The 24,025-nt window shown below is 59.7% G+C and carries 20 protein-coding genes; 8 read left to right on the top strand and 12 right to left on the bottom strand.

Translation table 11 applies throughout. The features are described from left to right. Nucleotides 1-257: 257 nt before the first annotated feature. Nucleotides 258-2,021 (top strand): cation:proton antiporter, encoded by a 1,764-nt coding sequence (locus C8K63_RS23385; RefSeq protein WP_108218835.1) that lies wholly within the window; start codon nucleotides 258-260, stop codon nucleotides 2,019-2,021. A gap of 22 nt (nucleotides 2,022-2,043) precedes the next feature. On the opposite strand, the gene C8K63_RS23390 is transcribed toward C8K63_RS23385, so the two are convergent. The 4 genes from C8K63_RS23390 to uvrD form a co-directional block, all read right to left on the bottom strand. Then, nucleotides 2,044-2,451: an SMI1/KNR4 family protein gene (locus C8K63_RS23390; protein WP_003187120.1), complete on the bottom strand. Its 408-nt coding sequence runs from the start codon at nucleotides 2,449-2,451 to the stop codon at nucleotides 2,044-2,046. A gap of 138 nt (nucleotides 2,452-2,589) precedes the next feature. After that, on the bottom strand, nucleotides 2,590-3,468 hold the full coding sequence (locus C8K63_RS23395; protein WP_108218836.1) for a Tim44 domain-containing protein: 879 nt from the start codon (nucleotides 3,466-3,468) through the stop codon (nucleotides 2,590-2,592). A gap of 179 nt (nucleotides 3,469-3,647) precedes the next feature. After that, complete coding sequence (locus tag C8K63_RS23400) at nucleotides 3,648-4,088, bottom strand: EamA family transporter (protein ID WP_108218837.1); 441 nt, start codon at nucleotides 4,086-4,088, stop codon at nucleotides 3,648-3,650. A 135-nt stretch (nucleotides 4,089-4,223) separates the two neighbouring features. Then, the gene (uvrD, locus tag C8K63_RS23405; RefSeq protein WP_108218838.1) at nucleotides 4,224-6,407 is read right to left on the bottom strand and encodes a DNA helicase II; all 2,184 of its coding nucleotides are present in this window, start codon (nucleotides 6,405-6,407) and stop codon (nucleotides 4,224-4,226) included. Nucleotides 6,408-6,664: 257 nt separating this feature from the next. Between uvrD and C8K63_RS23410 the strand changes: the two genes are divergently transcribed. The 3 genes from C8K63_RS23410 to C8K63_RS23420 all read left to right on the top strand — a co-directional run bounded on the left by C8K63_RS23410 (nucleotide 6,665) and on the right by C8K63_RS23420 (nucleotide 11,006). Further along, complete coding sequence (locus C8K63_RS23410; RefSeq protein WP_108218839.1) at nucleotides 6,665-9,535, top strand: EAL domain-containing protein; 2,871 nt, start codon at nucleotides 6,665-6,667, stop codon at nucleotides 9,533-9,535. Nucleotides 9,536-9,728: 193 nt separating this feature from the next. Continuing rightward, nucleotides 9,729-10,595, top strand: a complete 867-nt coding sequence (gene hexR, locus C8K63_RS23415; protein ID WP_007954250.1) for a transcriptional regulator HexR — start codon at nucleotides 9,729-9,731, stop codon at nucleotides 10,593-10,595. A gap of 201 nt (nucleotides 10,596-10,796) precedes the next feature. Further along, the gene (locus C8K63_RS23420) at nucleotides 10,797-11,006 is read left to right on the top strand and encodes a PA3496 family putative envelope integrity protein (RefSeq protein ID WP_108218840.1); all 210 of its coding nucleotides are present in this window, start codon (nucleotides 10,797-10,799) and stop codon (nucleotides 11,004-11,006) included. Here the strand turns inward: C8K63_RS23420 and C8K63_RS23425 are convergent. Beyond that, nucleotides 10,948-11,910, bottom strand: a complete 963-nt coding sequence (locus tag C8K63_RS23425; RefSeq protein WP_108218841.1) for a LysR family transcriptional regulator — start codon at nucleotides 11,908-11,910, stop codon at nucleotides 10,948-10,950. The two genes, C8K63_RS23420 and C8K63_RS23425, sit on opposite strands and share 59 nt — an antisense overlap. A gap of 189 nt (nucleotides 11,911-12,099) precedes the next feature. Between C8K63_RS23425 and C8K63_RS23430 the strand changes: the two genes are divergently transcribed. Both C8K63_RS23430 and oadA read left to right on the top strand, forming a co-directional pair. Then, nucleotides 12,100-13,515, top strand: coding sequence for an acetyl-CoA carboxylase biotin carboxylase subunit (locus C8K63_RS23430; RefSeq protein WP_046038868.1), 1,416 nt, complete (start codon nucleotides 12,100-12,102; stop codon nucleotides 13,513-13,515). A gap of 11 nt (nucleotides 13,516-13,526) precedes the next feature. Continuing rightward, nucleotides 13,527-15,335 carry a sodium-extruding oxaloacetate decarboxylase subunit alpha gene (gene oadA, locus C8K63_RS23435; protein WP_108218842.1) on the top strand — a complete coding sequence of 603 codons (1,809 nt, stop codon included), beginning with the start codon at nucleotides 13,527-13,529 and terminating at the stop codon, nucleotides 15,333-15,335. A 110-nt stretch (nucleotides 15,336-15,445) separates the two neighbouring features. On the opposite strand, the gene C8K63_RS23440 is transcribed toward oadA, so the two are convergent. Continuing rightward, the gene (locus C8K63_RS23440; RefSeq protein WP_108218843.1) at nucleotides 15,446-16,282 is read right to left on the bottom strand and encodes an amino acid ABC transporter permease; all 837 of its coding nucleotides are present in this window, start codon (nucleotides 16,280-16,282) and stop codon (nucleotides 15,446-15,448) included. Further along, the gene (locus tag C8K63_RS23445) at nucleotides 16,279-17,100 is read right to left on the bottom strand and encodes an ABC transporter substrate-binding protein (protein WP_108218844.1); all 822 of its coding nucleotides are present in this window, start codon (nucleotides 17,098-17,100) and stop codon (nucleotides 16,279-16,281) included. The genes C8K63_RS23440 and C8K63_RS23445 overlap by 4 nt, the downstream gene beginning before the upstream one ends. 112 nt (nucleotides 17,101-17,212) lie before the next feature. On the opposite strand from C8K63_RS23445, the gene C8K63_RS23450 reads away from it, so the two are divergent. Further along, nucleotides 17,213-18,112, top strand: coding sequence for a homocysteine S-methyltransferase family protein (locus C8K63_RS23450; RefSeq protein WP_108218845.1), 900 nt, complete (start codon nucleotides 17,213-17,215; stop codon nucleotides 18,110-18,112). A 134-nt stretch (nucleotides 18,113-18,246) separates the two neighbouring features. Here C8K63_RS23450 and C8K63_RS23455 read toward each other — a convergent pair whose 3' ends face one another. From C8K63_RS23455 to C8K63_RS23465, 3 genes are read right to left on the bottom strand one after another with little or no spacing between them, the layout of a single operon-like run. Then, the gene (locus C8K63_RS23455) at nucleotides 18,247-18,918 is read right to left on the bottom strand and encodes a GNAT family N-acetyltransferase (RefSeq protein ID WP_108218846.1); all 672 of its coding nucleotides are present in this window, start codon (nucleotides 18,916-18,918) and stop codon (nucleotides 18,247-18,249) included. Nucleotides 18,919-18,927: 9 nt separating this feature from the next. Continuing rightward, entirely contained in the window at nucleotides 18,928-19,374 is a 447-nt protein-coding gene (locus tag C8K63_RS23460; RefSeq protein ID WP_108218847.1) for a GNAT family N-acetyltransferase, read from the bottom strand. A 10-nt stretch (nucleotides 19,375-19,384) separates the two neighbouring features. Then, on the bottom strand, nucleotides 19,385-20,008 hold the full coding sequence (locus tag C8K63_RS23465) for an FMN-binding negative transcriptional regulator (protein ID WP_108218848.1): 624 nt from the start codon (nucleotides 20,006-20,008) through the stop codon (nucleotides 19,385-19,387). 92 nt (nucleotides 20,009-20,100) lie between these two features. Between C8K63_RS23465 and C8K63_RS23470 the strand changes: the two genes are divergently transcribed. After that, complete coding sequence (locus tag C8K63_RS23470; protein WP_108218849.1) at nucleotides 20,101-21,654, top strand: PLP-dependent aminotransferase family protein; 1,554 nt, start codon at nucleotides 20,101-20,103, stop codon at nucleotides 21,652-21,654. Nucleotides 21,655-21,742: 88 nt separating this feature from the next. On the opposite strand, the gene C8K63_RS23475 is transcribed toward C8K63_RS23470, so the two are convergent. After that, nucleotides 21,743-22,843 carry a polyamine ABC transporter substrate-binding protein gene (locus C8K63_RS23475; protein ID WP_108218850.1) on the bottom strand — a complete coding sequence of 367 codons (1,101 nt, stop codon included), beginning with the start codon at nucleotides 22,841-22,843 and terminating at the stop codon, nucleotides 21,743-21,745. 12 nt (nucleotides 22,844-22,855) lie between these two features. Then, a complete protein-coding gene (locus C8K63_RS23480; RefSeq protein WP_108218851.1) occupies nucleotides 22,856-23,887 on the bottom strand; it encodes a histone deacetylase family protein in 1,032 nt (343 codons plus the stop codon). Between the last annotated feature and the right edge of the window lie 138 nt (nucleotides 23,888-24,025).

A 24,025-nucleotide genomic window follows, 5' to 3' on the forward strand; every position in this document is an offset into this window, starting at 1 on the left:
GGGATGCACCTCTGCGGGTGCCTCGGCGGTTTTTTCAAACCAACAGTTATCGGGACGCCGGGTGCGGAGTCGCCGTCACGCCGGATCGATCTGTTTCCATATATTGCACCGCCTTTCTGTCAGAAGTCGCGGTGTTACCCTGCAAAAAGCCCTGACTCAAGGGCATTTCCTACGTGCAGTTCCGATTTTTGTTTTTGCTCGATCAGACTTTTCCTGTGTTCGGGGATCGAGCAATGCCGTCCAGGGAGTCTCACGCCATGCATGCCATCAGTTTCATTCAGGATCTGGCAGTGATCATGTTGATCGCAGGTGTGGTAACCGTGCTCTTCCATCGGCTGAAACAACCGGTGGTGCTGGGCTACATCGTCGCCGGTTTCATCATTGGCCCGCACACCCCGCCATTCGGTCTGATCCACGACGAAGAAACCATCAAGACCCTGGCCGAACTCGGAGTGATATTCCTGATGTTCTGCCTGGGCCTGGAGTTCAGCCTGCGCAAGCTGTTCAAGGTCGGGGCCACGGCATTCATCGCGGCGTTCCTGGAAATCGTGCTGATGATCTGGATCGGCTACGAAATTGGCCGCTGGTTTGACTGGAACACCATGGATTCACTGTTCCTCGGCGCGATCCTGGCGATTTCCTCGACCACCATCATTGTTAAGGCGCTCAACGACCTGAAGTTGAAAAACGAGCGGTTTGCCCAGTTGATATTCGGGGTGCTGATCGTTGAAGACATCCTGGGCATCGGCATCATCGCGCTACTTTCCAGCATCGCTGTCAGCGGTACGGTCAGCTCCGGCGAAGTGTTTTCTACAGTCGGCAAGCTGTCGCTGTTCATGATCGTTGCGTTGGTCATTGGCATTCTGATGGTGCCGCGGTTGCTGGCCTACGTGGCGAGATTCGACAGCAACGAAATGCTGCTGATTACTGTGCTGGGCCTGTGTTTCGGCTTCTGCCTGCTGGTGGTCAAGCTTGAATACAGCATGGTCCTCGGGGCGTTCCTGATCGGCGCGATCATGGCTGAATCCCGGCAATTGCTGAAAATTGAACGCTTGATTGAACCGGTTCGCGACCTGTTCAGCGCCATTTTCTTTGTGGCGATCGGGCTGATGCTCGACCCGAAGATCCTGCTGCAATACGCCTGGCCGATCGCCGTAATCACCGTAGCCGTGGTGCTCGGCAAGATGTTGTCTTGCGGCCTTGGTGCATTTATCGCCGGCAATGACGGACGCACCTCGCTGCGGGTCGGGATGAGCCTTTCACAGATTGGCGAATTCTCTTTCATCATCGCGGCGCTAGGCATGACATTGCAGGTCACCAGTGACTTTCTGTACCCCGTCGCGGTGGCCGTTTCGGTAATCACGACCTTGCTGACGCCATATCTGATTCGCGCGGCCGATCCATTGTCGATCAAGCTCGCCGGTGTCATGCCAGAACGCCTGGGACGAGTGTTGGGGATGTACGGCGAATGGCTGCGCAGCATCCAGCCTCAGGGTGAGAGGGCGTTACTGGCATCCATGATTCGGCGGATCTTGCTGCAGGTAGGAGTCAATCTGGCGCTCGTGATCGCGATCTTCTTCTCGGGGGCGTACTTCGCCGAGCGTATGTCAGCTTACCTGCAAGGCTGGATCAACGATCCGAGCTGGCAAAAGGCGTTGATCTGGGGTGGGGCGCTGCTGTTATCGCTGCCGTTTTTGATTGCTGCGTACCGCAAGCTAAAGGCGCTGTCGATGTTGCTGACGGAAATGGGCGTTAAGCCGGAAATGGCCGGGCGCCACACGCAGCGGGTGCGCCGGGTGATAGCCGAAGTGATCCCGATCCTGTCGCTGCTGGTGATCTTTTTGCTATTGGCAGCCTTGTCGGCCAGTATTCTGCCGACCAACAAGTTGCTGGTGCTGATCGCTGTGGTCGCGGCCGCCGTAGCGGCGCTGCTGTGGCGCTGGTTCATTCGTGTGCATACGCGGATGCAGGTGGCGTTGCTGGAAACCCTCGACAATCACAAGGAGTCGTCCGGGCATTGACCACCCTGCGGCGTTGACTGGGTCAGCTTTCCAGCCAGACGTCCCGTGCCCAGTGCCACACCGATTCCCAGGTTTCTTCGGCGATCAGCTCTTCTTCGGCTTGCCAAAGCACCACGGTGCCGTCTTCTTCGACGCAATAGTAGTCATCACCGTCCTGGCAAATCGGGATCAGGCTGCGATCGACGCCGGCGTCCCAGGCGTTGGCGGCAACGTCGGGCAGGTAGGTGTGGGATTGCGGGTCGGTCACGGTGACCGGTTCCAGACTGCCGTAGACCACGTCGCTGACAGTCAGCAGAAACTCTCTGAAGACGAACGGAATATCGATGAACAGTTGTTCTTCGATTTCGACCAGCAGGTCTTCGTCGGGCAATTCCAAGGGGACCGGTACCGGTTCGTTGGCTTCACGCAGTTGTTCGATGATTTCTTCCACGTCCGGGATCCTCTTGCTTGTATGGCGCGGTTTATATGGGGCGGTTTATACAGTAGCTTGCTATAGATGCAACCGCGAAATAGAAAACCCCGGCCTGAGCCGGGGTTTTGTTTACAGCAGGTGAAGTTCTGCGTGGTATCAGCCGTTCTGGCGGATACCGGCCACCAGCCAAGGCTGGTTTTCGCCTTGTGCACGTTCCATGTTCCAGCTTTCGCTGAAGACTTCGCCCTGGTCGAAACGCGAGGTTTTCGACACGCCAGTGAAGGTCAGGGTGGCAATGGTCTTGTCGGCGCGATCGTCCACGCCGTCCAGTTGTACATTGAGGTCATCAATGTAGGTGGACTGGAAACCGTCACCCAGGTCAGCACGCTCACGCTTGAGGAACTCCAGCATTTGCGGGGTCACGAACTCGGCGATCTTGTCCATTTCGTTGGCGTCCCAGTGCTGTTGCAGGGACTGGAAGTGATTGCGAGCCGCTTCGACGAAGTTTCTTTCGTTGAACCAGGCTGGAGCATTGATCACTGGGCGAGCGGCAACAGGCGCAGCCGAACCACCGAAGATCGAACCGCCGGCAGGCTTCTGCTCGAACGCTTCACGTTGCATTGGCGCATGACCGGCCGGAGCGTATTGCTCCTGCTGCTTGCGACGACGGGCGGCGATGAAGCGGAAGACCAGGAACGCGATAACCGCCATGATCAGGATGTCGAAGATCTGCATGCCCTGGAAGCCGTCACCCATGAACATGGAGGCCAGCAGGCCACCGGCCGCGATACCGGCCAGAGGGCCGAGCCAGCGCGAGGCGCCACCGGCCTTGGCGGCGGCGCCAGCGGCACCGGCAGCACCCGCGGTCGCCGCGGCGCCGCCCATGCCTGGAGAAGAAGGAGCCATCTGGCTGGTCTGGTGCGTCGGCGCAGCGCCGGCGCTTTTACCACCACCGAAGCGCTTGGCGGCATTGGCGTCGAGACTCATCGTCAGGCCGATGCACAACGCCATGGCGATGCTAAGAAAACGTTTCATAAAGGGAATTCCCATTTGTGGAAGGCACGCGCGCCATGTTGCACAGCTGAAGTGTTACTGGCTAGCGGCAGAGTGTTTCGGGCTTTTGCCTGACAGGTCGTGTTCAGCTTCAGTCAGTGCAATAGGGCCTTTTGACTTTGATATGTCAGATGAGTGGATAGGGTTTGTAGGACGGTCGCCTAGCGTCGCAGGGCAAGCATGACAACCCCGGCCGTGATCAGGCCGATTCCGCCCCATTGGCGCAGGTCGAGTTTTTCACCCAGCAGGACAACGCCAAGAACAGCCACCAGTACCACGCTGAGTTTGTCCACTGGGGCAACCAGTGACGCCGGACCGACCTTGAGTGCGCGGAAATAGCAGATCCACGATGCACCGGTGGCAAGGCCCGACAACAGCAGGAACAGGTAGCTCTTTGCAGAGATCGATCCCAATGACTGATATTGGCCCGTGGCGTACAAAATCAAGGCCAGGCTGACCAACACCACTATCGTACGTAGCAGGGTGGCGAAGTCGGAATTGACGTTTTCGATGCCAAGTTTCGCGAAAATGGCGGTCATTGCCGCGAATGCCGCCGATAACAGGGCCCAGAATGTCCAGGAAGAAAAGAAACCTGAGCCCATTTTTTAGCGCCTTTGGTCAGATCAACCTGTGGGAGCGAGCCTGCTCGCGATGAACGATGATGCGGTATTTCTGAAGTACCGAAGTGTTGCCATCGCGAGCAGGCTCGCTCCCACAGAAAAGCATCCAGTATGTCTTTAAACGGCTTCCAGCTTGGCGTAACCCAACATCAGCCACTTGCTGCCTTCGCTGAAGTTCACCTGCACCCGGGCCTGAGCCCCGGCACCTTCGAAGTTCAGGATCACGCCGTCACCGAAGATGGAGTGACGTACGGTCTGGCCAAGGCTGAAGCCGGTCTGCGGAATCTCGCTGCCGCTGAACAGGTTGCTGCCACTCATCGACTGGTTGCCACCAAACGGACGGCTGACGCTGTTGGACAGCCGCACTTCCTGAATCAGGCCTTTCGGAACCTCGCGTACGAAGCGCGACACTTTGTTGTAGGTCTCGCTGCCATAAAGGCGTCGGGTTTCGGCAAAGGTCATCACCAGATTCTGCATGGCCCGGGTGATGCCGACGTAGGCCAGGCGACGCTCTTCCTCAAGGCGGCCGGGTTCTTCCAGGCTCATCTTGTGCGGGAACAGGCCTTCTTCCATGCCCACCAGGAACACGTAAGGGAACTCCAGGCCTTTGGCGCTGTGCAGGGTCATCAGTTGAATGCTGTCTTCGTGCTCGTCGGCCTGGGTATCGCCAGCCTCCAGCGACGCGTGACCGAGGAACGCTGCCAATGGCGTCAGGTCTTCGTCTTCTTCGCTGTTTTCGAAGTTGCGCGCGGCGCTGACCAGTTCCTCAAGGTTTTCTACCCGGGCCTGGCCTTTCTCGCCTTTTTCCGCTTCGTGATAGGCGATCAGCCCCGACTGCTCGATGACGGTCTGGGTCATCAGGTGCAGCGGCATATCCATGCACTTGGCGGAGAGGTTCTCGATCAGCTCGATAAACGCGCCAAGGGCGCCGGCCGCGCGACCGGTCAGGCCTTTGTTGGCCACCAGTTGGCGCATCGCTTCCCACATCGACACGTCGCTGTGGCGCGCATGGTCGCGGATCGCTTCGACGGTTTTTTCGCCGATACCACGGGCCGGCACGTTGATGACCCGTTCCAGCGCGGCGTCGTTGCCCCGTCCTTCGAGCAACCGCAGGTAAGCCATGGCGTTCTTGATTTCGGCGCGTTCGAAGAAGCGTTGACCGCCATAGATACGGTATGGGATGCGCTCGCGCAGCAAAGCTTCTTCCAGAACCCGCGATTGGGCGTTGGAGCGATACAAAATCGCGATATCGCTGCGAGACAAGCCGGTTTTCAGCGCACTTTCGATGGTTTCGACAACGTAGCGGGCTTCGTCATGTTCGTTGAACGCGGCGTACAAATTGATCGCTTCGCCTTCGCCGCCATCGGTCCAGAGTTCTTTGCCCAGGCGCCCGGTGTTGTTGGCGATCAAGGCGTTGGCAGCCTTCAGGATACCCGCGGTGGAGCGATAGTTTTGCTCCAGGCGAATGGTTTCGGCGTCCGGGAAGTCTTCGGAATACTGGTAGATGTTCTCGATTTTCGCGCCGCGCCAGCCGTAGATCGACTGGTCATCGTCGCCCACCACCATCAGGCTGTCGCCGCCCTTGGCCAGCAGGCGCAACCAGGCGTATTGCACGGCGTTGGTATCCTGGAACTCGTCCACCAGAATGTGCCGGAAGCGCTTCTGATAGTGCGCCAGCAGCCCCGGATGATCGCGCCATAGGTCGAGAGCACGCAGCAGTAGTTCGGAGAAGTCGATAACGCCTGCGCGCAGGCAAGCGGCCTCGTAGGCTTCATAAATGCCGCGCATGGTCGCCAGGAACAGGTCGCCGCTGGCTTGAATGTGTTGCGGACGCAGGCCTTCGTCTTTCTGCCCGTTGATGAACCACTGGGCCTGACGGGCCGGCCAGCGCTGTTCGTCCAGACCTAGCTCGCGGATCACCCGCTTGACCAGCCGTTGCTGGTCGTCGCTGTCGAGAATCTGGAACGTCTGGCTTAAGCCCGCTTCCTGCCAGTGCGCCCGCAACAAGCGGTGCGCCAGGCCGTGGAAGGTGCCGACCCACATGCCGGCCGGGTTGATACCCATCAGCTGCTCGATGCGCTGGCGCATCTCGGCAGCGGCCTTGTTGGTGAAGGTCACCGACAGGATGGAGTGGGGCGAGGCGTTTTCGACCTGGATCAACCAGGCGATACGGTGCACCAGCACTCGGGTTTTACCGGAACCAGCACCGGCCAGGACCAACTGACGACCCACGGGGGCTGCTACAGCCTGGCGTTGGGCATCGTTGAGGGAGTTCAGCAGAAGGGAGAGATCATCGCGCATCAGGGCATTCTAGGGGGCGGCGACACACCGGGCAAACCCCGCTTCGCTTTAGCCGATGAAAGTTAAGTGAAGGACGACCGGTCGGTCATGGGCTGCAGGCGTTGGCGGGGCGTGTCCACAGCGTTTTCAGGGGTGTCGGCGGCTGAAAAAATTTGGCCATTTATTGATCGGCAGCAGTTTGGTCCGGGCCATTGCTTGTGTATGCTCCGAGCAGTTTCGGGCCCATGCTCATCATTATAAGAACAAGAACATTGCCTATGACCCTCAGCTTCGACCTGTCGGGCCCTATCGTGGAGCCCAGGGCCATCCGTAAGCAGTACGCCATGGAAATGGCGGTCGAACGCACGCGCCTGTTGTATCAGGGCTCGCTGCTGCCCACGTTGTTCATGCTGATCAATGGCCTGGTCTGTGCCGGTTTGCTCTGGAGCCCGCAGCGCTATTTCCTGGTCAGCGTATGGCTAGTGTGGTTGTTGTCTTTGGTGGCATTGCGAGTGATTCAGGTCGCAGCCTTCGATTCGGCCATTCCCAACCGTCAGGCCCATCCCATTTGGCGACGGATGTTTTTGCTGGGCTCCGGCCTCACGGGCCTGACCCTGGCGGGTGCCGGCATCGCCCTGGTTCCCGCCGATAACTTCATTCAGCAAGCCTGGGTCTTCGGCCTCATCGGTGCCGCAGCGCTCTCGGCCAGTGTTGCTTATGCGGTCAGTTTGCCGGCATTTCTGTCATTTACCTTGCCCTGCCTGTTGCCGGCCATCGCCTATATGTTTTGGGGGGCTGACGAACAGCAGCAAGGTTGGGGCTGGTTCGGGCTGATCCTGCTCGGTGCATTGAGCGTGGTTGCCTGGCAAGTCAATCGATTGATCGATCGGGGCTTGATGCGACGCTTTCAGAATCAGGCACTGATCGAGCATCTGCAGCAGGCACAAAGCTGCAGTGATCAGCTCAATCAGAAGTTGGCCAAGGAGATTGAACAGCGTCGGCGTGCCGAAACCGAATTGCGAGAAATCCAGATCGACCTGGAAAACCGTGTCGCTCAGCGCAGTCTGGAACTGGACGCCGCCAACCAGGCGCTGAGCAAGAGTGAGGCGCGTCTGGCGCTGGCATTGAAGGCCAGCGAGTTGGGGTTGTGGGACTGGAATCTGCAAACTGACGAAGTCCATCACACGCAGATTCAGGAATTGTTCGGCCTGGAGCCTGAACAGGTCACGGCAATACTGCGTCACCTCAAGCCGCGCCTTCATCCCGAGGATCTTCCTGCGCTGAAAAGGGCGCTGGTCGAGCATTTGAAGGGCCGCACCGAGGACTATCAAATCGAGTATCGCGTGCGGCATGGCGACGGCCACTGGGTCTGGATCGAGGACCGCGGGCGGGCGGTCGAGCGTGCCAAAAACGGCCGGGTGATTCGCATGGTCGGCACTCGCCGCGACATCAGCGTCAGCAAAGGCCTGGAAGAGCAGCTGCAACTGGCGGCGACCGTGTTCGAGGCGGCCAGCGAAGGGATCGTGATTTTCGATCCGAACTACGCCCTGATCGCGATCAATCAAGCCTTCAGTCGGGTGACCGGCTATGACATCGAGGACATGATCGGACGCAATGTCATTGAGCTGCCATGTAGTCGCGATGCGCGTCGGCATTACGCCGCAATACATCAGGCGCTGGAGCAGCAAGGCAACTGGCAGGGCGAATTGGTGGAAACCCGCAAGAACGGCGAGATGTATCCGCAATGGCTGCAACTGAATGCTGTGCGTGATACTCGGGGAAATGTCAGCCATATTGTGGGCTTTTTCGCCGATCTCTCAGCCCGTCGAGAATCCGAAGAGCGAATGCGCTATCTGACCCATTACGACGAACTTACCGGTCTGGCCAATCGTTCGATGTTCCGCGAGCGACTCAGTGAGGCTCATCAACGAGTGAGGCAGGGCGGTTATCGCAGCCTGGCATTGCTGCACATCAATCTCGATCGATTCAAGCAACTCAACGACAGCCTGGGGCATGAAGTCGCCGATCAGTTGCTGCAGAAAATATCCCGGCGGCTGGTGAATGCATTGCCTGAAGCAGACACCATCGCGCGCCTTTCCGGTGATGAGTTTGCCGTGCTGTTCAACTCTTACGGCAACCTTTCGAGCCTGGCCCGGGTGGCGACTCGCCTGGCGAGCAAGCTGCGTTTGCCGGTGACGATTGAGGGGCATGAACTGGTGGTCAGCGTGTCGATGGGCATCAGCTTGTTGCCGGACAGCGCCCGGGAAATTTCTGCATTGGTCAGTCAGTCGAACATGGCCATGCAGCACGCCAAACACCTGGGTGGTAATAATTTCCAGTTTTATACCGACAGTTTGCAAGCCAGCACGCTGGAGCGGTTACAGCTGGAAAACCATTTGCGCAAGGCCGTCGAAGAACAACAGTTGAAGGTCTTTTACCAACCCAAGCTGTGCCTTGCCACGGGCAAGCTCAATGCCGCCGAGGCGTTGGTGCGCTGGGATCATCCGACCATGGGCCGTGTGCCGCCGGGGGACTTCATCGGCCTGGCTGAAGAAACCGGATTGATCGGCCCGATCGGTGAGTTCGTGCTGCGTCAGGCCTGCTGGCAAGCCTGTGAGTGGCAGCGGGAGGGGCTTGAGGCGATTCGGGTGTCGGTCAACTTGTCAGTGCATCAATTGCGCCAGGGCAAATTGGTCAGCCTGGTGCGGCAGGTGCTGGAAGAAACCGGGCTGGCACCGCATCTCCTGGAGCTGGAGCTCACTGAAAGCCAGTTGCTGGACAGCGTCGAGCACATCATCGCCACCTTCCAGCAGTTGCGTGATCTCGGGGTGAAACTGGCCATTGATGATTTTGGCACTGGCTACTCCTCCCTGAGCTACCTCAAGCGTATCCCGGTGGATTACGTGAAGATCGACCAAGCCTTTATCCGCGGGTTGGGAGAGGGCACCGAGGATGCGGCGATCACCCGGGCGATCATTGCCATGGCTCACGGCCTGAAGCTGAAGGTCGTGGCGGAAGGGGTGGAGCGGGAAGAACAGCTTGAGTTCCTGAAAGCCGAGCGCTGCGATGAAGTGCAGGGCTATTTGATCAGCCGGCCCATCGAGTCGCAGGCGCTGGCGATCCTGTTGCGAGAGCAATGTTCGAATTGAATGGGCTGATTCCCGTCGGGTTTTGTGGGGCGACGTAAAGCCTTGCGACCAGGGCATCAGTGCTACATGAAGCGCGGGCACGTGAAATCGAGGGATTCGGTAACGCATTGAGCAGGCAAAAAGCCGATTCATGTAGTATAACTACAAGCGTGCTACATCCCCGGCACCTGCCAATAACAAAGAGTCCAGCCCCTTGAATCTGCTGCAACACATCGCCCAGTCTCGCCACCTGTTACGCAAGTCGGAGCTCAAGGTCGCCGACCACGTGCTGCTTGATCCTGCGGCCGTGATGCACAGCTCCATGGCCGACCTGGCCCACAGCGTGGGCATCAGCGAGCCGACCATCGTGCGCTTCTGCCGCGCCATCGGTTGTTCCGGGTTTCAGGACCTGAAACTCAAGCTGGCCCAGAGCCTGGCGGCAGGTGCGAGTTTCGGCCAGTTTGCGATCCATGAGGATGATTCGGTCGCCGACTACAGCCTGAAAATTTTCGACACCACCCTGCATACGCTGATGGAGGTTCGCGAGAAACTCGATCCGCTGGAGTTGCAGCGGGCAGTGACACTGATGTCCCAGGCCCAGCGTGTCGAGTTCTACGGCTTCGGCGCCTCGGGTGCGGTCGCGGCGGACGCCCAGCACAAGTTCTTCCGCTTGCTGCTCACCGCTGCGGCGTATTCCGACCCGCACATGCAGGCGATGTCGGCCGTAACGCTCAAGCCAACCGACGTGGCGATCTGCATTTCCCAATCCGGGCGCTCCAAGGACCTGTTGATCACCGCCAACCTGGTGCGTGAAAGCGGTGCCTCGTTGATCACCTTGTGCCCGAGCCAGACACCGTTGGCCGAGCTGTCTACGGTCAATCTGGCTATCGATGTGCATGAAGACACCGAAATCTATACGCCGCTGACTTCGCGTATCGCCCACCTGGTGGTGATCGACGTGCTGGCGATGGGCGTAGCCATGGCCCGTGGCCCGAGCCTGGTCAACCACCTCAAGAGCGTCAAGCGCAGCCTGCGCAGCTTGCGGTTGTCGCCCAAGTCGGTGAAAGCGCTGGACGACTGACGTCGTCGTAAGGTCGTTCCGACCTTAATCGCGAGCAGGCTCGCTCCCACCTTTGACCGCGATCTCCTGTGGGAGCGAGCCTGCTCGCGATGGCGTCCTCGAATACGACGCAATTTTCATCAGTCTGTAACCCCCGAGCCGCCAAACCGTCATCCCCCGCGCCTATCTTGAAACTCCCGTACTCGCCTTGGGAGACTCGAAATGGCCATGCCCTACGAAGAACGCAACAGCGCTGTCAGAACCCGTCGCCAGCAAGAAGATCAGCGCCGCATGGAATTCCGTCGCGCCATCGAAGATCGCTGCGAACGCCGTCAGCTTCTGGCCGAAATCGGCGATTTTCCGGAGTTGGAACTCAATTTCTGGCAGGCATCTGCCTCGACTTCCCGTCGAAACGCTCAGCCAGTGCGCTGATTTGAATCCGCTCACTACGGATAAACGCCAGGAAGGCGTGAGCCACCGGTGACAGGCGTTTCGCCTTGGCCTGCACCAGGCACCAACTGCGAAACAGTGGCAGCTCTTCGACCGGTAGCTCGATCAGCCCGCCGGTTGCCAGTTCAAGGCTCAGGGCGTGGCGCGTCAACAGCGCAACGCCCAGGCCTGCCAGTACACATTCGCGCTGAGCTTCGGCAGACGAGACTTCCTGAGTCTGGTTGAAGTGCACGCGCTTCTCTTTGAAGTATTCTTCGCACGCAAGCCGCGTCCCGGAGCCTGGCTCACGCAGCAGCAGTGTGTAGGGCTCGAGATCCTGCAAGCGCAGCGGCCCCATATGACACAGCGGGTGATCCGGTGGCGCCACGGCGACGATCGGGTTGTTCAGGAACGGCAGGAATTCCAGGCCCATGTCCTGCGGCACCATGGACATGATCACCAGGTCGTCGCGGTTGTCCGACAGGCGCCGGATCACCTGGCCGCGATTGACCACCGTCAGTTGCAGGTTCACTTCCGGGTGCTGGCGTTTGAATGCGGCAAACAAGTGCGGCACGAAATATTTGGCGCTGGACTCAATCGCCAGCTTCAATTGCCCCTGCAACGAGCCCTGCATGTCCGACAGCTGCATGTCGAGGTTTTCCAGGCGTCCGAAAATATCCCGGCTGGCCCGCTGTAACGCTTCAGCTGCCTCGGTCATGTAGAGTTTTTTGCCGACGTAATCGAACAAAGGCTGGCCAATCAGCTCTTCAAGTTGACGAATCTGCAGGCTGACGGCAGGTTGTGTGAGCGACATTTCGTCGGCTGCGCGGCTGTAGGAGCGCAAATCACAGACCTCGTTGAAGATCTGCAATTGACGCAAAGTCATACGCATCAATGACTTACGCATTTTATCGTTGCTCTCGTCGTTGGCTGGTGCATCAACTATAAGTCTTTACTTATGCACGACCCAATTTTTATTCATTTTTGTTAATCCCTTGTGGGCGCTAGTGTGGACCTGCGACCAAATTGAAACATTTGGTCACTCGTCGGCCTGATCTAGCAGGTCGTGGGTACACCGGCTCAAGGGAACCTCCAAGTGATAACAAAGATCCTGATCGCCAACCGTGGTGAGATTGCCGTACGAATCGTACGTGCCTGCGCCGAGATGGGCATTCGTTCGGTCGCGATCTATTCCGACGCCGACCGCCATGCCTTGCATGTGAAGCGTGCGGACGAGGCCCATAGCATTGGTGCCGAGCCACTGGCCGGTTACCTGAACCCGCGCAAGCTGGTGAACCTGGCTGTAGAAACCGGTTGCGATGCACTGCACCCCGGCTATGGCTTCCTTTCGGAAAACGCCGAGCTGGCGGAAATCTGCGCCGAACGCGGGATCAAATTCATCGGCCCATCGGCTGAAGTCATTCGCCGCATGGGCGACAAGACCGAAGCTCGCCGCAGCATGATCAAGGCCGGCGTACCGGTGACCCCGGGCACTGAAGGCAACGTGTCGGGCATCGAAGAAGCCCTGACCGAAGGCGATCGCATCGGTTACCCGGTGATGCTCAAGGCCACGTCCGGTGGTGGCGGTCGCGGCATTCGTCGCTGCAACAGCCGCGAAGAACTCGAACAGGCTTTCCCACGGGTCATTTCCGAAGCCACCAAGGCGTTTGGTTCGGCGGAAGTGTTCCTGGAAAAATGCATCGTCAATCCGAAACACATCGAAGCGCAGATTCTTGGCGACAGCTTCGGCAACGTGGTGCACCTGTTCGAGCGTGACTGCTCGATCCAGCGCCGCAACCAGAAGCTGATCGAGATCGCCCCGAGCCCGCAACTGACCCCGGAACAGCGCGCCTACATCGGCGACCTGTCGGTGCGCGCAGCCAAGGCCGTGGGATACGAGAACGCCGGCACCGTGGAGTTCCTGCTCGCCGAGGGCGAGGTGTACTTCATGGAGATGAACACCCGGGTGCAGGTGGAACACACCATCACCGAAGAAATCACCGGTATCGACATTGTCCGTGAGCAGATTCGCATTGCCTCCGGCCTGCCGCTTTCGGTGAAACAGGAAGACATCCAGCACCGCGGTTTCGCCCTGCAATTCCGGATCAACGCCGAAGATCCGAAGAACAACTTCCTGCCGAGCTTCGGCAAGATCACCCGTTACTATGCTCCCGGCGGCCCTGGCGTGCGCACCGACACGGCGATCTACACCGGCTACACCATCCCGCCGTACTACGACTCGATGTGCCTGAAACTGGTGGTGTGGGCGCTGACCTGGGAAGAGGCGATGGACCGCGGCTTGCGCGCCCTGGACGACATGCGTCTGCAAGGGGTCAAGACCACCGCCGCGTACTACCAGGAAATCCTGCGTAACCCGGAATTCCGTAGCGGCCAGTTCAACACCAGCTTCGTTGAAAGCCACCCTGAACTGACCAACTACTCGATCAAGCGCAAACCCGAAGAGCTGGCCCTGGCCATCGCCGCCGCCATCGCCGCCCACGCAGGCCTGTGAGGAATAGAACAATGAGCAAGAAGATTCATGTAACCGACACCATCCTGCGCGATGCTCACCAATCGCTGCTGGCGACCCGCATGCGCACCGAAGACATGCTGCCGATCTGCGACAAGCTCGACAAAGTCGGCTACTGGTCGCTGGAATGCTGGGGTGGCGCGACGTTCGACGCCTGCGTACGTTTCCTGAAAGAAGACCCGTGGGAGCGTCTGCGCCAACTGCGCGCCGCGCTGCCTAACACTCGCCTGCAAATGCTGCTGCGCGGCCAGAACCTGCTGGGCTACCGCCACTACAGCGACGACGTGGTCAAGGCCTTCGTCGCCAAGGCCGCGGTCAACGGCATCGACGTGTTCCGCATCTTCGACGCCATGAACGATGTGCGTAACCTGCGCGTGGCCATCGAAGCGGTGAAAGCCGCCGGCAAACACGCCCAGGGCACCATCGCCTACACCACCAGCCCGGTGCACACCATCGAGGCCTTCGTGAACCAGGCCAAGCAAATGGAAGCCATGGGTTGCGACTCGGTGGCGATCAAGGACATGGCCGGCCTGCTGACCCCGTACGCCACCGGCGAACTGGTCCGGGCATTGAAAGCCGAGCAGTCGCTGCCAGTGTTCATTCACTCCCACGACACCGCTGGCCTGGCTGCGATGTGCCAGCTCAAGGCGATCGAAAACGGCGCCGACCACATCGACACCGCAATCTCCAGCTTCGCCTGGGGCACCAGCCACCCGGGCACCGAGTCGATGGTCGCAGCCCTTAAAGGCAGTGAGTTCGACACCGGCCTGAATCTGGAACTGCTGCAAGAAATCGGCCTGTACTTCTACGCCGTACGCAAGAAGTACCACCAGTTCGAAAGCGAATTCACCGCCGTCGACACCCGTGTTCAAGTCAACCAGGTACCGGGCGGGATGATTTCCAACCTGGCCAACCAGTTGAAAGAGCAGGGCGCACTCAATCGCATGAGTGAAGTGCTGGCCGAAATCCCGCGGGTTCGTGAAGACCTCGGCTTCCCGCCGCTGGTGACCCCGACTTCGCAGATCGTCGGCACCCAGGCGTTCTTCAACGTACTGGCCGGCGAGCGCTACAAGACCATCACCAACGAAGTGAAGCTGTACCTGCAAGGCGGCTACGGCAAGGCGCCGGGTACCGTGAACGAACAACTGCGTCGCCAGGCCATCGGCAGCGAAGAAGTGATCGACGTTCGCCCGGCCGATCTGCTCAAGCCGGAAATGGCCAAACTGCGTGCCGACATCGGCGCACTGGCCAAGTCTGAAGAAGACGTGCTGACCTTCGCCATGTTCCCGGACATCGGTCGCAAGTTCCTCGAAGAGCGTGCTGCGGGCACCCTGACACCGGAAGTGTTGCTGCCGATTCCTGAAGCCGGTGGCGTCGCCTCTGTTGGTGGGGAAGGCGTGCCAACCGAGTTCGTCATCGACGTTCACGGCGAAACCTACCGCGTCGACATCACCGGTGTTGGCGTCAAGTCTGAAGGCAAGCGTCACTTCTACCTGTCCATCGACGGCATGCCGGAAGAAGTGGTGTTCGAGCCGCTCAACGAATTCGTCGGTGGTGGTGGCAGCAAGCGCAAGCAAGCCTCTGCTCCGGGCCACGTCAGCACCACCATGCCGGGCAACATCGTCGACGTGCTGGTCAAGGAGGGCGACACCGTCAAGGCAGGCCAGGCCGTGTTGATCACCGAAGCGATGAAGATGGAAACCGAAGTCCAGGCGGCCATCGCCGGTAAAGTCACCGCCATTCATGTGGCCAAGGGCGACCGGGTGAACCCGGGCGAGATACTGATCGAGATCGAAGGCTGAGTTAACAGCCGCGATAACAACGCTTTAAACCTCGGGGGGGCATGTGCTCCCCTTTTTTTTCGCGTTGTTAGCCGAGTCGTTTTTATGGCGTCACCACGCATCAAGTGAACTCATCGGTTATGCAAATACGCCTTCCCGTAGTGACGCTCCATCCTTGCCTGAACCAGCTCCAATCCAATCGACATCACCCAATAAATCACCGCTGCGGTCGTCAGCATCTCGATGTAGCGATAGCTCGAGCGCCCATACGATTGCGCCAGAAACATCACCTCCCAAACCCCCATCACCGAGATCAGCGACGAGTCTTTGAGCATCGAGATGAATTGGTTGGTGGTTGGCGGGATGATGGTGCGCATGGCCTGGGGCAAGGTGACTCGCCAGAAGATCACGGTTTCGCGCATGCCCAGGGCCAGGGATGCTTCGCGCTGGCCGTGGGGGACGCCGAGGATGCCGGCGCGGAAGATTTCGCTCAGGTACGCGCCGTAGTTCAGCGACAGGGCGATGATGCCGGCGGCGATGGCGCCCGGGACGATGCCGAGTTGTGGCAGGCCGAGGTAGATCAGCAGGATCTGGATCAGTAGCGGTGTGCCACGAAAGAACGAGGCATAGAAGCTCGCGATTCCGAAGGCCACGGCGCTTTTCGACAGCCGCGCCAGGGCGGTGATGAAGCCCAGCAGCGAGGAGGTCACGATCGAGCACAGGCACAAGAACAACGTCAGCGCCGCTCCCTGCAAAAAGCCGCTGGGTGCCAGGTGCAGACCGATCAGGTTCGGCAGTTTGTCGAGGATGATCGAGAACTTCAGGTCGAAGCTCAGGAAGAAGCTGGCGAATAACCCGAACATCGCTGCCCAGGTCAGGAACAGCCGCGTGCGGAAACCGAAGATCCGTTGCAACAGCGACTCAGCCACCGGTTGTGGCGGCTGAGGAGGTTTGGGGAAAGAAGTCATTTGCTGATGTCGGCGCCGATCCATTTCTGCGAAAGCTTGCTCAGAGTGCCGTCCTGTTTCAGCTGAGCGAAGACGTCACGCACTTTGGCGTCCCACTGGGCGTCGCCTTTTTCAATGGCCACCGAGTTCGGCTCCGAGTACAGCGGCTCGCCGGCGAGCTTGAAGCGCTTGTCTTCGGTCAGGCGCGGTTGGGCGGTGACAAGGTTGGTGAGGATCGCGTCCAGTCGCACGCCAGCGCCCAGGCCGAGGTCCTGGAACGCCACGTTGTCAGTGTCATACGGGGCGATCTGCACGTCCTCGAACGGGTACTGCAATTGGGTGTCTTCGGCGCCTTCGATCACCAGGTTTTTGTTCAGGTAGCTTTCATAGCTGGAGGCGCTGGTGAGGCCGACTTTCTTGCCGCTCAGGTCCTTGGCGCTGTGGATGCTGTCGTCCTTGGCGTTGACCACGATCACCGCTGGCGAGGCGTAGTACTCGACCGGGAAGTCGAAGACCTCGGCGCGGGCCTTGCTCGGGGTCATGGAGCAGATGCAGATGTCGTAGCGCCCACTCCAGCGGCCGGCAGCGATCACGTCCCAGGACGGGGTTTCGAGGCGCAGTTTGACGCCCAGTTTGTCTGCCACGGCCTTGGCCACGTCGACGTCGAAGCCATCGAGCTGGTTCTGATCATTGAGGAACGAGAAGGGTGGATAGCTTTCCATCAACACGCCCACCAGTTCTTTTTTTTGCTCGACGCGATCCAGCGTGGCGCCGCCAAAGGCTTGGGTGGAGGCAGCCAGAATCGTCAGGCCCAGGGCCAGGAGTGGTTGGAATTTCACAGTCGATTCCTGATAAAAAAGAGGTTGTCATTAACCGGATGGTGCGTATTAAATAGTTATAAGAACGACTCCGATAGTGAGTTATTTTCATAAGCTTATGAGTGAAAGGCATATGGGCGCAGCAAGCACAGTGATTCTGGATGGCGGCATGGGTCGTGAGTTACAGCGCCGAGGCGCGCCGTTCCGGCAGCCTGAGTGGTCGGCGCTGGCCTTGAGCGAAGCGCCGCAAGCGGTAGAGGCGGTGCACTCGGCTTATATCGAAAGCGGTGCGAACGTGATCACCAGCAACAGTTACGCGGTGGTGCCGTTTCACATTGGCGAAGAGCGTTTTGCAGCAGAAGGGCAGGCGCTCGCGGCGTTGGCCGGTGAGCTGGCTCGGCGCGCGGTAGAGGCTTCGGGCAAAGCGGTGCGTGTGGCCGGTTCATTGCCGCCGCTGTTTGGGTCCTATCGCCCGGACCTTTTTGATGCTGGTCGGGCGACTGAATTGTTGGCGCCGCTGGTGAAGGGTCTGGCACCTCATGTCGATCTGTGGCTGGCAGAAACCCAGAGTTCGATCGTTGAAGCGCGAGCGATCCACGCCGGTCTGCCAACGGACGGCAAGCCGTTCTGGCTGTCGTTTACCCTGAAGGATGAGGACACGGACGAAGTGCCGCGCTTGCGTTCGGGCGAGCCGGTGGCTGAAGCCGCCGCCGTGGCGGCTGAGTTGGGCGTCGAAACGTTGCTGTTCAACTGCAGCCAGCCGGAAGTAATCGGTGCTGCGATTGATGCCGCGCGGGAAACCTTCGAGCGTTTAGGGGTGAAGATTCACATCGGCGCTTATGCCAATGCCTTCCCGCCGCAACCGAAAGAGGCCACGGCCAATGACGGTCTGGACCCGTTGCGTGAAGACCTTGATCCGCCGGGTTACTTGCAGTGGGCGGCGGATTGGAAAGAACGCGGCGCCAGTCATTTGGGCGGTTGCTGCGGGATCGGGCCGGAGCATATTGCGGTGCTTGCCCAGAAACTCGCCTAAAAGCATCGCGGGGCAAGCCATGCTCCTACAGGTTTGGTGGCGTCCACAGATCGTGTGTCCGGCCCATATCCCGTAGGAGCAAAGCTTGCTCCGGGCGGCGCTCCGACGATAGCGTCCGTCCAGGCGCTACCGAATCAGGTGCGGCACTCCGCCAACGTTTTCACCTGCCCCGAATCCGTCTGGTTCTCATCGGATAGCCACCGCTCAAACCCCGCCCCGATCGCTGGCCATTCCGAGTCCAGAATCGAATACCACGCCGTATCCCGGTTCTGCCCCTTGACCACCATGTGCTGGCGGAACACACCCTCAAAACTGAAGCCCAGTCGTTCGGCTGCGTATTTGGAGCGGGCGTTGGCGTTATTGCACTTCCACTCCAGGCGACGGTAACCCAGGGCAAAGGATTCCTTGGCCAGCAGGTAAACCGCCTCGGTGCTTTTCGGCGAGCGCTGCATCGGCGCGCCGAAGGTGACGTGGCCGATTTCGATGCGGCCCTGGGCCGGGACGATGGACATCAGGCTGAGGATGCCCTGGACCTCGCCGCTGGCGCGGTCGATCACACTGAAGAAATACGGGTCGCTGTTGGCCGCATGGTTGTTCAGCCAGTCGTTGAAGACGCTACGCTCCGGGAAGGGGCCGTAAGGCAGGTAGTCCCACAGCTTCGGGTCGGCGCCGGGGCCTTGCAGGACTTTGTACAGGCCGTCGCCGTGGCGCGCCGGGTCGAGTTTTTCCAGGCGGATGTAACGCCCTTCGATCAGTTGAGCGGTGGGTGCCGGGACGCCTTTCCAGTCGGCGAGTGAAATCGACATGCTGTTCTCCTAGATGGCTTTGCGAAACTGGATGAAACCGGGGCGTTCGGCGATGCGCTCGTAGAGCTGGATCGCGGTGGCGTTGGTTTCGTGGGTCAGCCAGTGGACCTTGTTGCAGCCGTCGGCCTTGGCCGTGGTGTAGACGAATTCGATCAGTTGCCGGCCGACGCCGGTGCCGCGGGTTTCCGGGGCCACCAGCAAGTCTTGCAGGTAGCAGGCGTTTTCGATGGCCCAGTTCGAACGATGGTAGATGAAATGCACCATGCCCACCGCTTTGCCATCAGCCCAGGCGAGGGCGGCGTGGGTTGGCTCGTTCGTATCGAGCATGCGCTGCCAGGTGCTTTGAGTGACGGCCTCCGGCAATTCGGTGTTGTAGAAGCGCAAGTAGGCTTGCCACAGCGGCAACCAGGCCGCGTAATCACCGGCGGTGACCTGACGAATGTCGATCTGACTCATGGTGATTTCCTTAGCGCATCAATTGGGCGAGGGTTTGGTCGTTGACGTCGGGGCTGGCGGCCAGGCCTTCGCGCACGCCGGCGATGTCGGCGGGGCTGCGGTTCTGGCTGAGCTTGCGCTTGCCTTCCAGACGGTCGATGGGAATGGCGAAACCGACGATGGCCTTGAGCATGCCGTCGATGTAATCGGCGGGGGCATCGGCCACTGACCACGGTTGGGCGCGGCCAGCTTCATGACGATCGGTGAGGGTGCTGACGATGTCGAGCAGCCGCCCTCCATCGCTGAAGGTTTCGGCTCGGCCATAGGCGTGTACGGCGACGTAGTTCCAGGTTGGCACGACTTTGCCGTGTTCGGCCTTGCTCGGGTAGAAGCCAGGGCTGACGTAGGCGTCGGCACCGGCAAAAATCAGCAGGGCTTCGGCGCCGTCGCGCAGGTCTTTCCACTGTGGATTGGCTTTGGCCAGATGCCCGTACAACGTGCCGTTCGAGCCTTGTTCGCAATGCAGCAGCACCGGTACATGGCTGGCTTGCAGGCCGCTTTCACCGTGGGTCACCAATATGGCGAGACGGGTGGCGAGGATCAGTTCATGCAGTTGGGACAACTCTTCGATGGCAAAAGCACGTGGCGTGTACATGGAGATATTTTCCTTGGCGAATGTCTGCATCCTAGGCAGGCTATTGGTCTGTTGTAAGAGCCATTAATGACCAATTTCATAGGTCCATTGTGATGACTAGCGAACCACTGTCCTTGACCTTCAACCCGGCGGGTATCGAGCTTGATCGTCGCCAGGGGCTGAGTCGGCAGCTCTATCAGGCATTACGGATGCGGGTGCTCGACGGGCGACTGGCCAGCGGCACGCGTCTGCCGGCCAGTCGGGATCTGGCTGCCGCGCTGGCGATTTCCCGCAACAGCGTCGTGCGCGCCTACGATCAGCTTTACGCTGAAGGGTTTATCGAGGGGCGGGTAGGCGACGGGACTTACGTCGCGCAATTACCCCAGGCAACCTTGCCGGCAAAAAAACTATCCACAAAAGTATCCACAGGGTTTTCAACAGGCTTACCCACAGCTTTATCCACAAATTGGCTTGATTTACCTGTGGATTCATCCAGCAAAGTTACCCACAGGGACGCCTTGTCCCGCGTTGAAAAGAACCATTTACCCATGCCGCCCAGTGGTCCGCCCAGGGCTTTTCGGGTCGGTGTTCCGGCGTTCGATCTGTTTCCGTTCGAGGTCTGGGCCAAGCTGAATGCGGCTTTCTGGCGCAAACCGGATTTGCAGCAACTGTGCTACGGCGACCCGGCAGGCGATGCGCGCTTGCGGGGGATGATCGCGGCGTATCTACGCAGCTCGCGGGGCATGCAGTGCACGGCTGAACAAATTGTGATCACCAGTGGCGCACAGCAGGGAATCAGCCTTTGTGCACAGCTGCTGGTGGAGCCCGGTGACGGGGTGGCGATTGAAAATCCGGGATATCGGGCGGCCGGTCATGCATTCGCCGTTGCAGGTGCCCGGCTGCATGGGGTGGCGGTGGATAGTGAGGGTATCGACTGCGGTGAATTGGCACAGCTGGGCGATTGCCGTCTGACCTACGTCACCCCGTCCCATCAGTACCCCACCGGGGTGGTGATGAGCCTGGCTCGTCGTCTGGAGTTGCTGGCCTGGGCCGAACGCACGCAGGGCTGGATCGTCGAGGATGATTACGACGGCGAGTACCGCTACAGCGGTGCGCCACTGGCACCTTTGGCAGCACTGGATCGGCATGGCCGGGTGCTCTACGTCGGCACGTTCGGCAAAGTGGCGTTTCCGGCGTTGCGCCTGGGTTACCTGGTGTTGCCGACGGGGCTGGTACAGGCATTTGCCCAGCGTCGGGCGGTGGACGTACGGCATTCCGAGGTCAGTACCCAGGCCGTAATGGCCGAGTTCATGGCGGCCGGGCATTTCCAGCGGCATATCCGCCGCATGCGGCGTGCGGCGCTGAGCCGGCGTAATGCGTTGCTCAGCGGCTGGCCGGGGGGCATTCCCGGTGTCGGCCAGTTGCCCACGGTCGCCGCCGGGTTGCACATGACAGTGTCGGTCGACAGCATTGAGCGAGAACAGGTGTTGATTGAATTGGCACGTAGCGTCGATGTCGAGATCAATGGCTTGAGTGGCTATTGGCTGCCCGAGTCCACGATCCCGATGGATCAGCGTGCCGGGTTGGTTCTGGGGTTTGCAGCAGTGCCGGAAAAGGCTATCGAAGCTGCGTTGGAGCGGCTACGGACGGTCTGGCGTTGTCTTTGAAACGAGCGCGTCGGGTCGCTGATGTGCCGCAGGCAAAAACAAACCTGCGCGAGCGCAGGTCCTGGTGACGGCGGGAGCGAAGCGGGTATCAGGTGCCGGACTTGATCTTGGTCCAGGCCCGGGTCCGCGCACGTTCGGCATCGCGGGGCAGCGGTTGCAGGGTGTAGAGCGTGCTCATCGCCGTGTCGGTCGGGTACAGGTTCGGGTTATTGCGGATCGCCGGGTCGACCATTTCCGTGGCGTCCTTGTTCGGGTTCGGGTAGCCGACGAAGTCACTGACCGGCGCGATCACCTGGGGTTGCAGCAGGTAGTTGACGAAGGTGTAAGCGTCGTCGGGGTTTTTCGCACCCTTCGGAATCGCCAGCATGTCGAACCAGATCGGCGCGCCTTCCTTCGGCAAACGCATGTCGACGACCACCCCGTTCCTGGCTTCTTTGGCGCGGTTGGCGGCTTGCGAGAAGCTGCCGGAATATCCGACCGCAACGCAGATGTCACCGTTGGCGATATCGGCCATGTACTTGGACGAGTGGAAGTAGGTGATGTACGGGCGGATCTTCATCAGCAGCGCTTCAGCCTTGTCATAGTCCGCAGGCTTCTTGCTGTTGGGGTCCAGACCGAGGTGTTGCAGGGCCAGCGGCAGGATCTCCGACGGCGAGTCGAGCAGGGCGACACCGCACTGCTTGAGCTTGCTGATGTTCTCTTCCTTGAAGATCAGGTCCCAGCTGTCCACCGGTGCATTGTCGCCGAGCACGGCCTTGATCTTGTCCGGGTTGAAGCCGATCAGGATGGTGCCGTACATGTACGGCACGGCGAACTTGTTGCCCGGGTCGTTGGCCTCGATCAGCTTCATCAGCTTGGGATCGAGGTGGTTCCAGTTCGGCAACTTGCTGCGATCCAGCGGCTGGAACACGCCGGCTTCGATCTGCTTGGCGAGGAACACGTTGGACGGCACCACCACGTCATAGCCTGAGTTGCCGGTCAGCAGCTTGGCCTCCAGCGCTTCGTTGGTGTCGAAGATGTCGTAGACCAGTTTGGTCTGGGTGTTCTGCGCCTTGAAGTCTTCCAGGGCCTTGGGCGTGATGTAGTCGAACCAGTTGTAGACGCGCAATGTTCGCTCTTCGGCGTGGGCGGCAACGCTGAGTACCGAGGCACACAGCGTCGGCACGATAAAACGCTTAAGACTTTTCATTCTTCTACTTCCTCAACAAGCGCTTTCAAAACCTTCGAGAACGTTCACGGCGTTGATGCCGATTTCTTCGACGGCATAACCACCTTCCATCACGAACAGCGTCGGTACGCCGAGGTTGGCGATGCGCTTGCCCATGGCCAGGTAATCCGGGCTGTCGAGCTTGAATTGCGAGATCGGATCGTCCTTGAAGGTATCGACGCCCAGGGATACGACGACGATGTCGGCGCCGTAGCTTTCGATCTCCTTGCAGGCCTGTTCCAGCGCAGCGCTCCAGGTGTCCCAGCCTGAACCGGCGGGCAACGGGTAGTTGAAGTTGAAACCTTCACCGGCGCCTTCGCCCAGTTCATCGTCATAACCGAGGAAGAACGGAAATTCGGCTTCCGGATGACCGTGAATCGATGTGAACAGCACGTCGCTGCGCTTGTAGAAAATCGACTGGGTGCCGTTGCCATGGTGGTAATCGACGTCGAGGATCGCGACCTTCTTGTGGCCCTGATCGAGGAAGGCCTGGGCGGCGATGGCGGCGTTGTTGAGGTAGCAATAACCACCCATCAAGTCGCCGGCGGCGTGGTGGCCCGGCGGACGGCACAGGGCGAAAGCAGAGCGGGCGCCGCGCTGGATTTCCGCTTGGGCGGTGAGCGCGACTTGCGCTGCGCTGTACGCCGCTTGCCAGGTGCCGGCGGTGATCGGGGCGCCGCCGTCGAAGCTGTAATAGCCGAGCTGGCCGTGCAGGCTGGTCGGTTTGACCTGGCGTAACGTGCGGGCCGGCCAGGTGTAGGGCAGCAGGTCACCGTCAGTGTTGAATTCGGTCCAGCGTGCCCAGGCGCCCTTGAAGAAATCCAGATAGTCGCGGCTGTGGATGCGCGCGATGGGCTCCAGGCCGAAATCCGTCGGTGCCTGGACGGGGCCCAGGTTCTGGTTTTTCACCCGTTGCAGCACGTGGTCGGCACGGGAAGGCATTTCGAAGCAGGGCTTGAGTTGGCCATCGATCAATTCACAACGGCCGTGGTGCAGGTGGTGATCATCCGAGTAGATCGTCAGCATTTCTTGTTCTCCGCAGGCTGGTTCGGTTGAACACAGTCTTGCGGTGCAGACGGTTTAGGAGAACGGCAGGAAAGGCCAAAAGGGGATTAATGTGGCCAAAACATTTGACCGAAATTCGCCCCTGTTCAGTGTATGGGA

This window comes from Pseudomonas sp. GV085 (assembly GCF_003050925.1).
GTDB lineage: Bacteria > Pseudomonadota > Gammaproteobacteria > Pseudomonadales > Pseudomonadaceae > Aquipseudomonas.

Excerpts from the sequence above, each read along its gene's own strand:
- C8K63_RS23385 (WP_108218835.1), top strand. The coding sequence starts at position 258 with ATGCATGCCATCAGTTTCATTCAGGATCTGGCAGTGATCATGTTGATC.
- C8K63_RS23395 (WP_108218836.1), bottom strand. The coding sequence starts at position 3,468 with ATGAAACGTTTTCTTAGCATCGCCATGGCGTTGTGCATCGGCCTGACG.
- C8K63_RS23400 (WP_108218837.1), bottom strand. The coding sequence starts at position 4,088 with ATGGGCTCAGGTTTCTTTTCTTCCTGGACATTCTGGGCCCTGTTATCG.
- uvrD (WP_108218838.1), bottom strand. The coding sequence starts at position 6,407 with ATGCGCGATGATCTCTCCCTTCTGCTGAACTCCCTCAACGATGCCCAA.
- C8K63_RS23410 (WP_108218839.1), top strand. The coding sequence starts at position 6,665 with ATGACCCTCAGCTTCGACCTGTCGGGCCCTATCGTGGAGCCCAGGGCC.
- C8K63_RS23420 (WP_108218840.1), top strand. The coding sequence starts at position 10,797 with ATGGCCATGCCCTACGAAGAACGCAACAGCGCTGTCAGAACCCGTCGC.
- C8K63_RS23425 (WP_108218841.1), bottom strand. The coding sequence starts at position 11,910 with ATGCGTAAGTCATTGATGCGTATGACTTTGCGTCAATTGCAGATCTTC.
- oadA (WP_108218842.1), top strand. The coding sequence starts at position 13,527 with ATGAGCAAGAAGATTCATGTAACCGACACCATCCTGCGCGATGCTCAC.
- C8K63_RS23440 (WP_108218843.1), bottom strand. The coding sequence starts at position 16,282 with ATGACTTCTTTCCCCAAACCTCCTCAGCCGCCACAACCGGTGGCTGAG.
- C8K63_RS23450 (WP_108218845.1), top strand. The coding sequence starts at position 17,213 with ATGGGCGCAGCAAGCACAGTGATTCTGGATGGCGGCATGGGTCGTGAG.
- C8K63_RS23455 (WP_108218846.1), bottom strand. The coding sequence starts at position 18,918 with ATGTCGATTTCACTCGCCGACTGGAAAGGCGTCCCGGCACCCACCGCT.
- C8K63_RS23460 (WP_108218847.1), bottom strand. The coding sequence starts at position 19,374 with ATGAGTCAGATCGACATTCGTCAGGTCACCGCCGGTGATTACGCGGCC.
- C8K63_RS23465 (WP_108218848.1), bottom strand. The coding sequence starts at position 20,008 with ATGTACACGCCACGTGCTTTTGCCATCGAAGAGTTGTCCCAACTGCAT.
- C8K63_RS23470 (WP_108218849.1), top strand. The coding sequence starts at position 20,101 with ATGACTAGCGAACCACTGTCCTTGACCTTCAACCCGGCGGGTATCGAG.
- C8K63_RS23475 (WP_108218850.1), bottom strand. The coding sequence starts at position 22,843 with ATGAAAAGTCTTAAGCGTTTTATCGTGCCGACGCTGTGTGCCTCGGTA.
- C8K63_RS23480 (WP_108218851.1), bottom strand. The coding sequence starts at position 23,887 with ATGCTGACGATCTACTCGGATGATCACCACCTGCACCACGGCCGTTGT.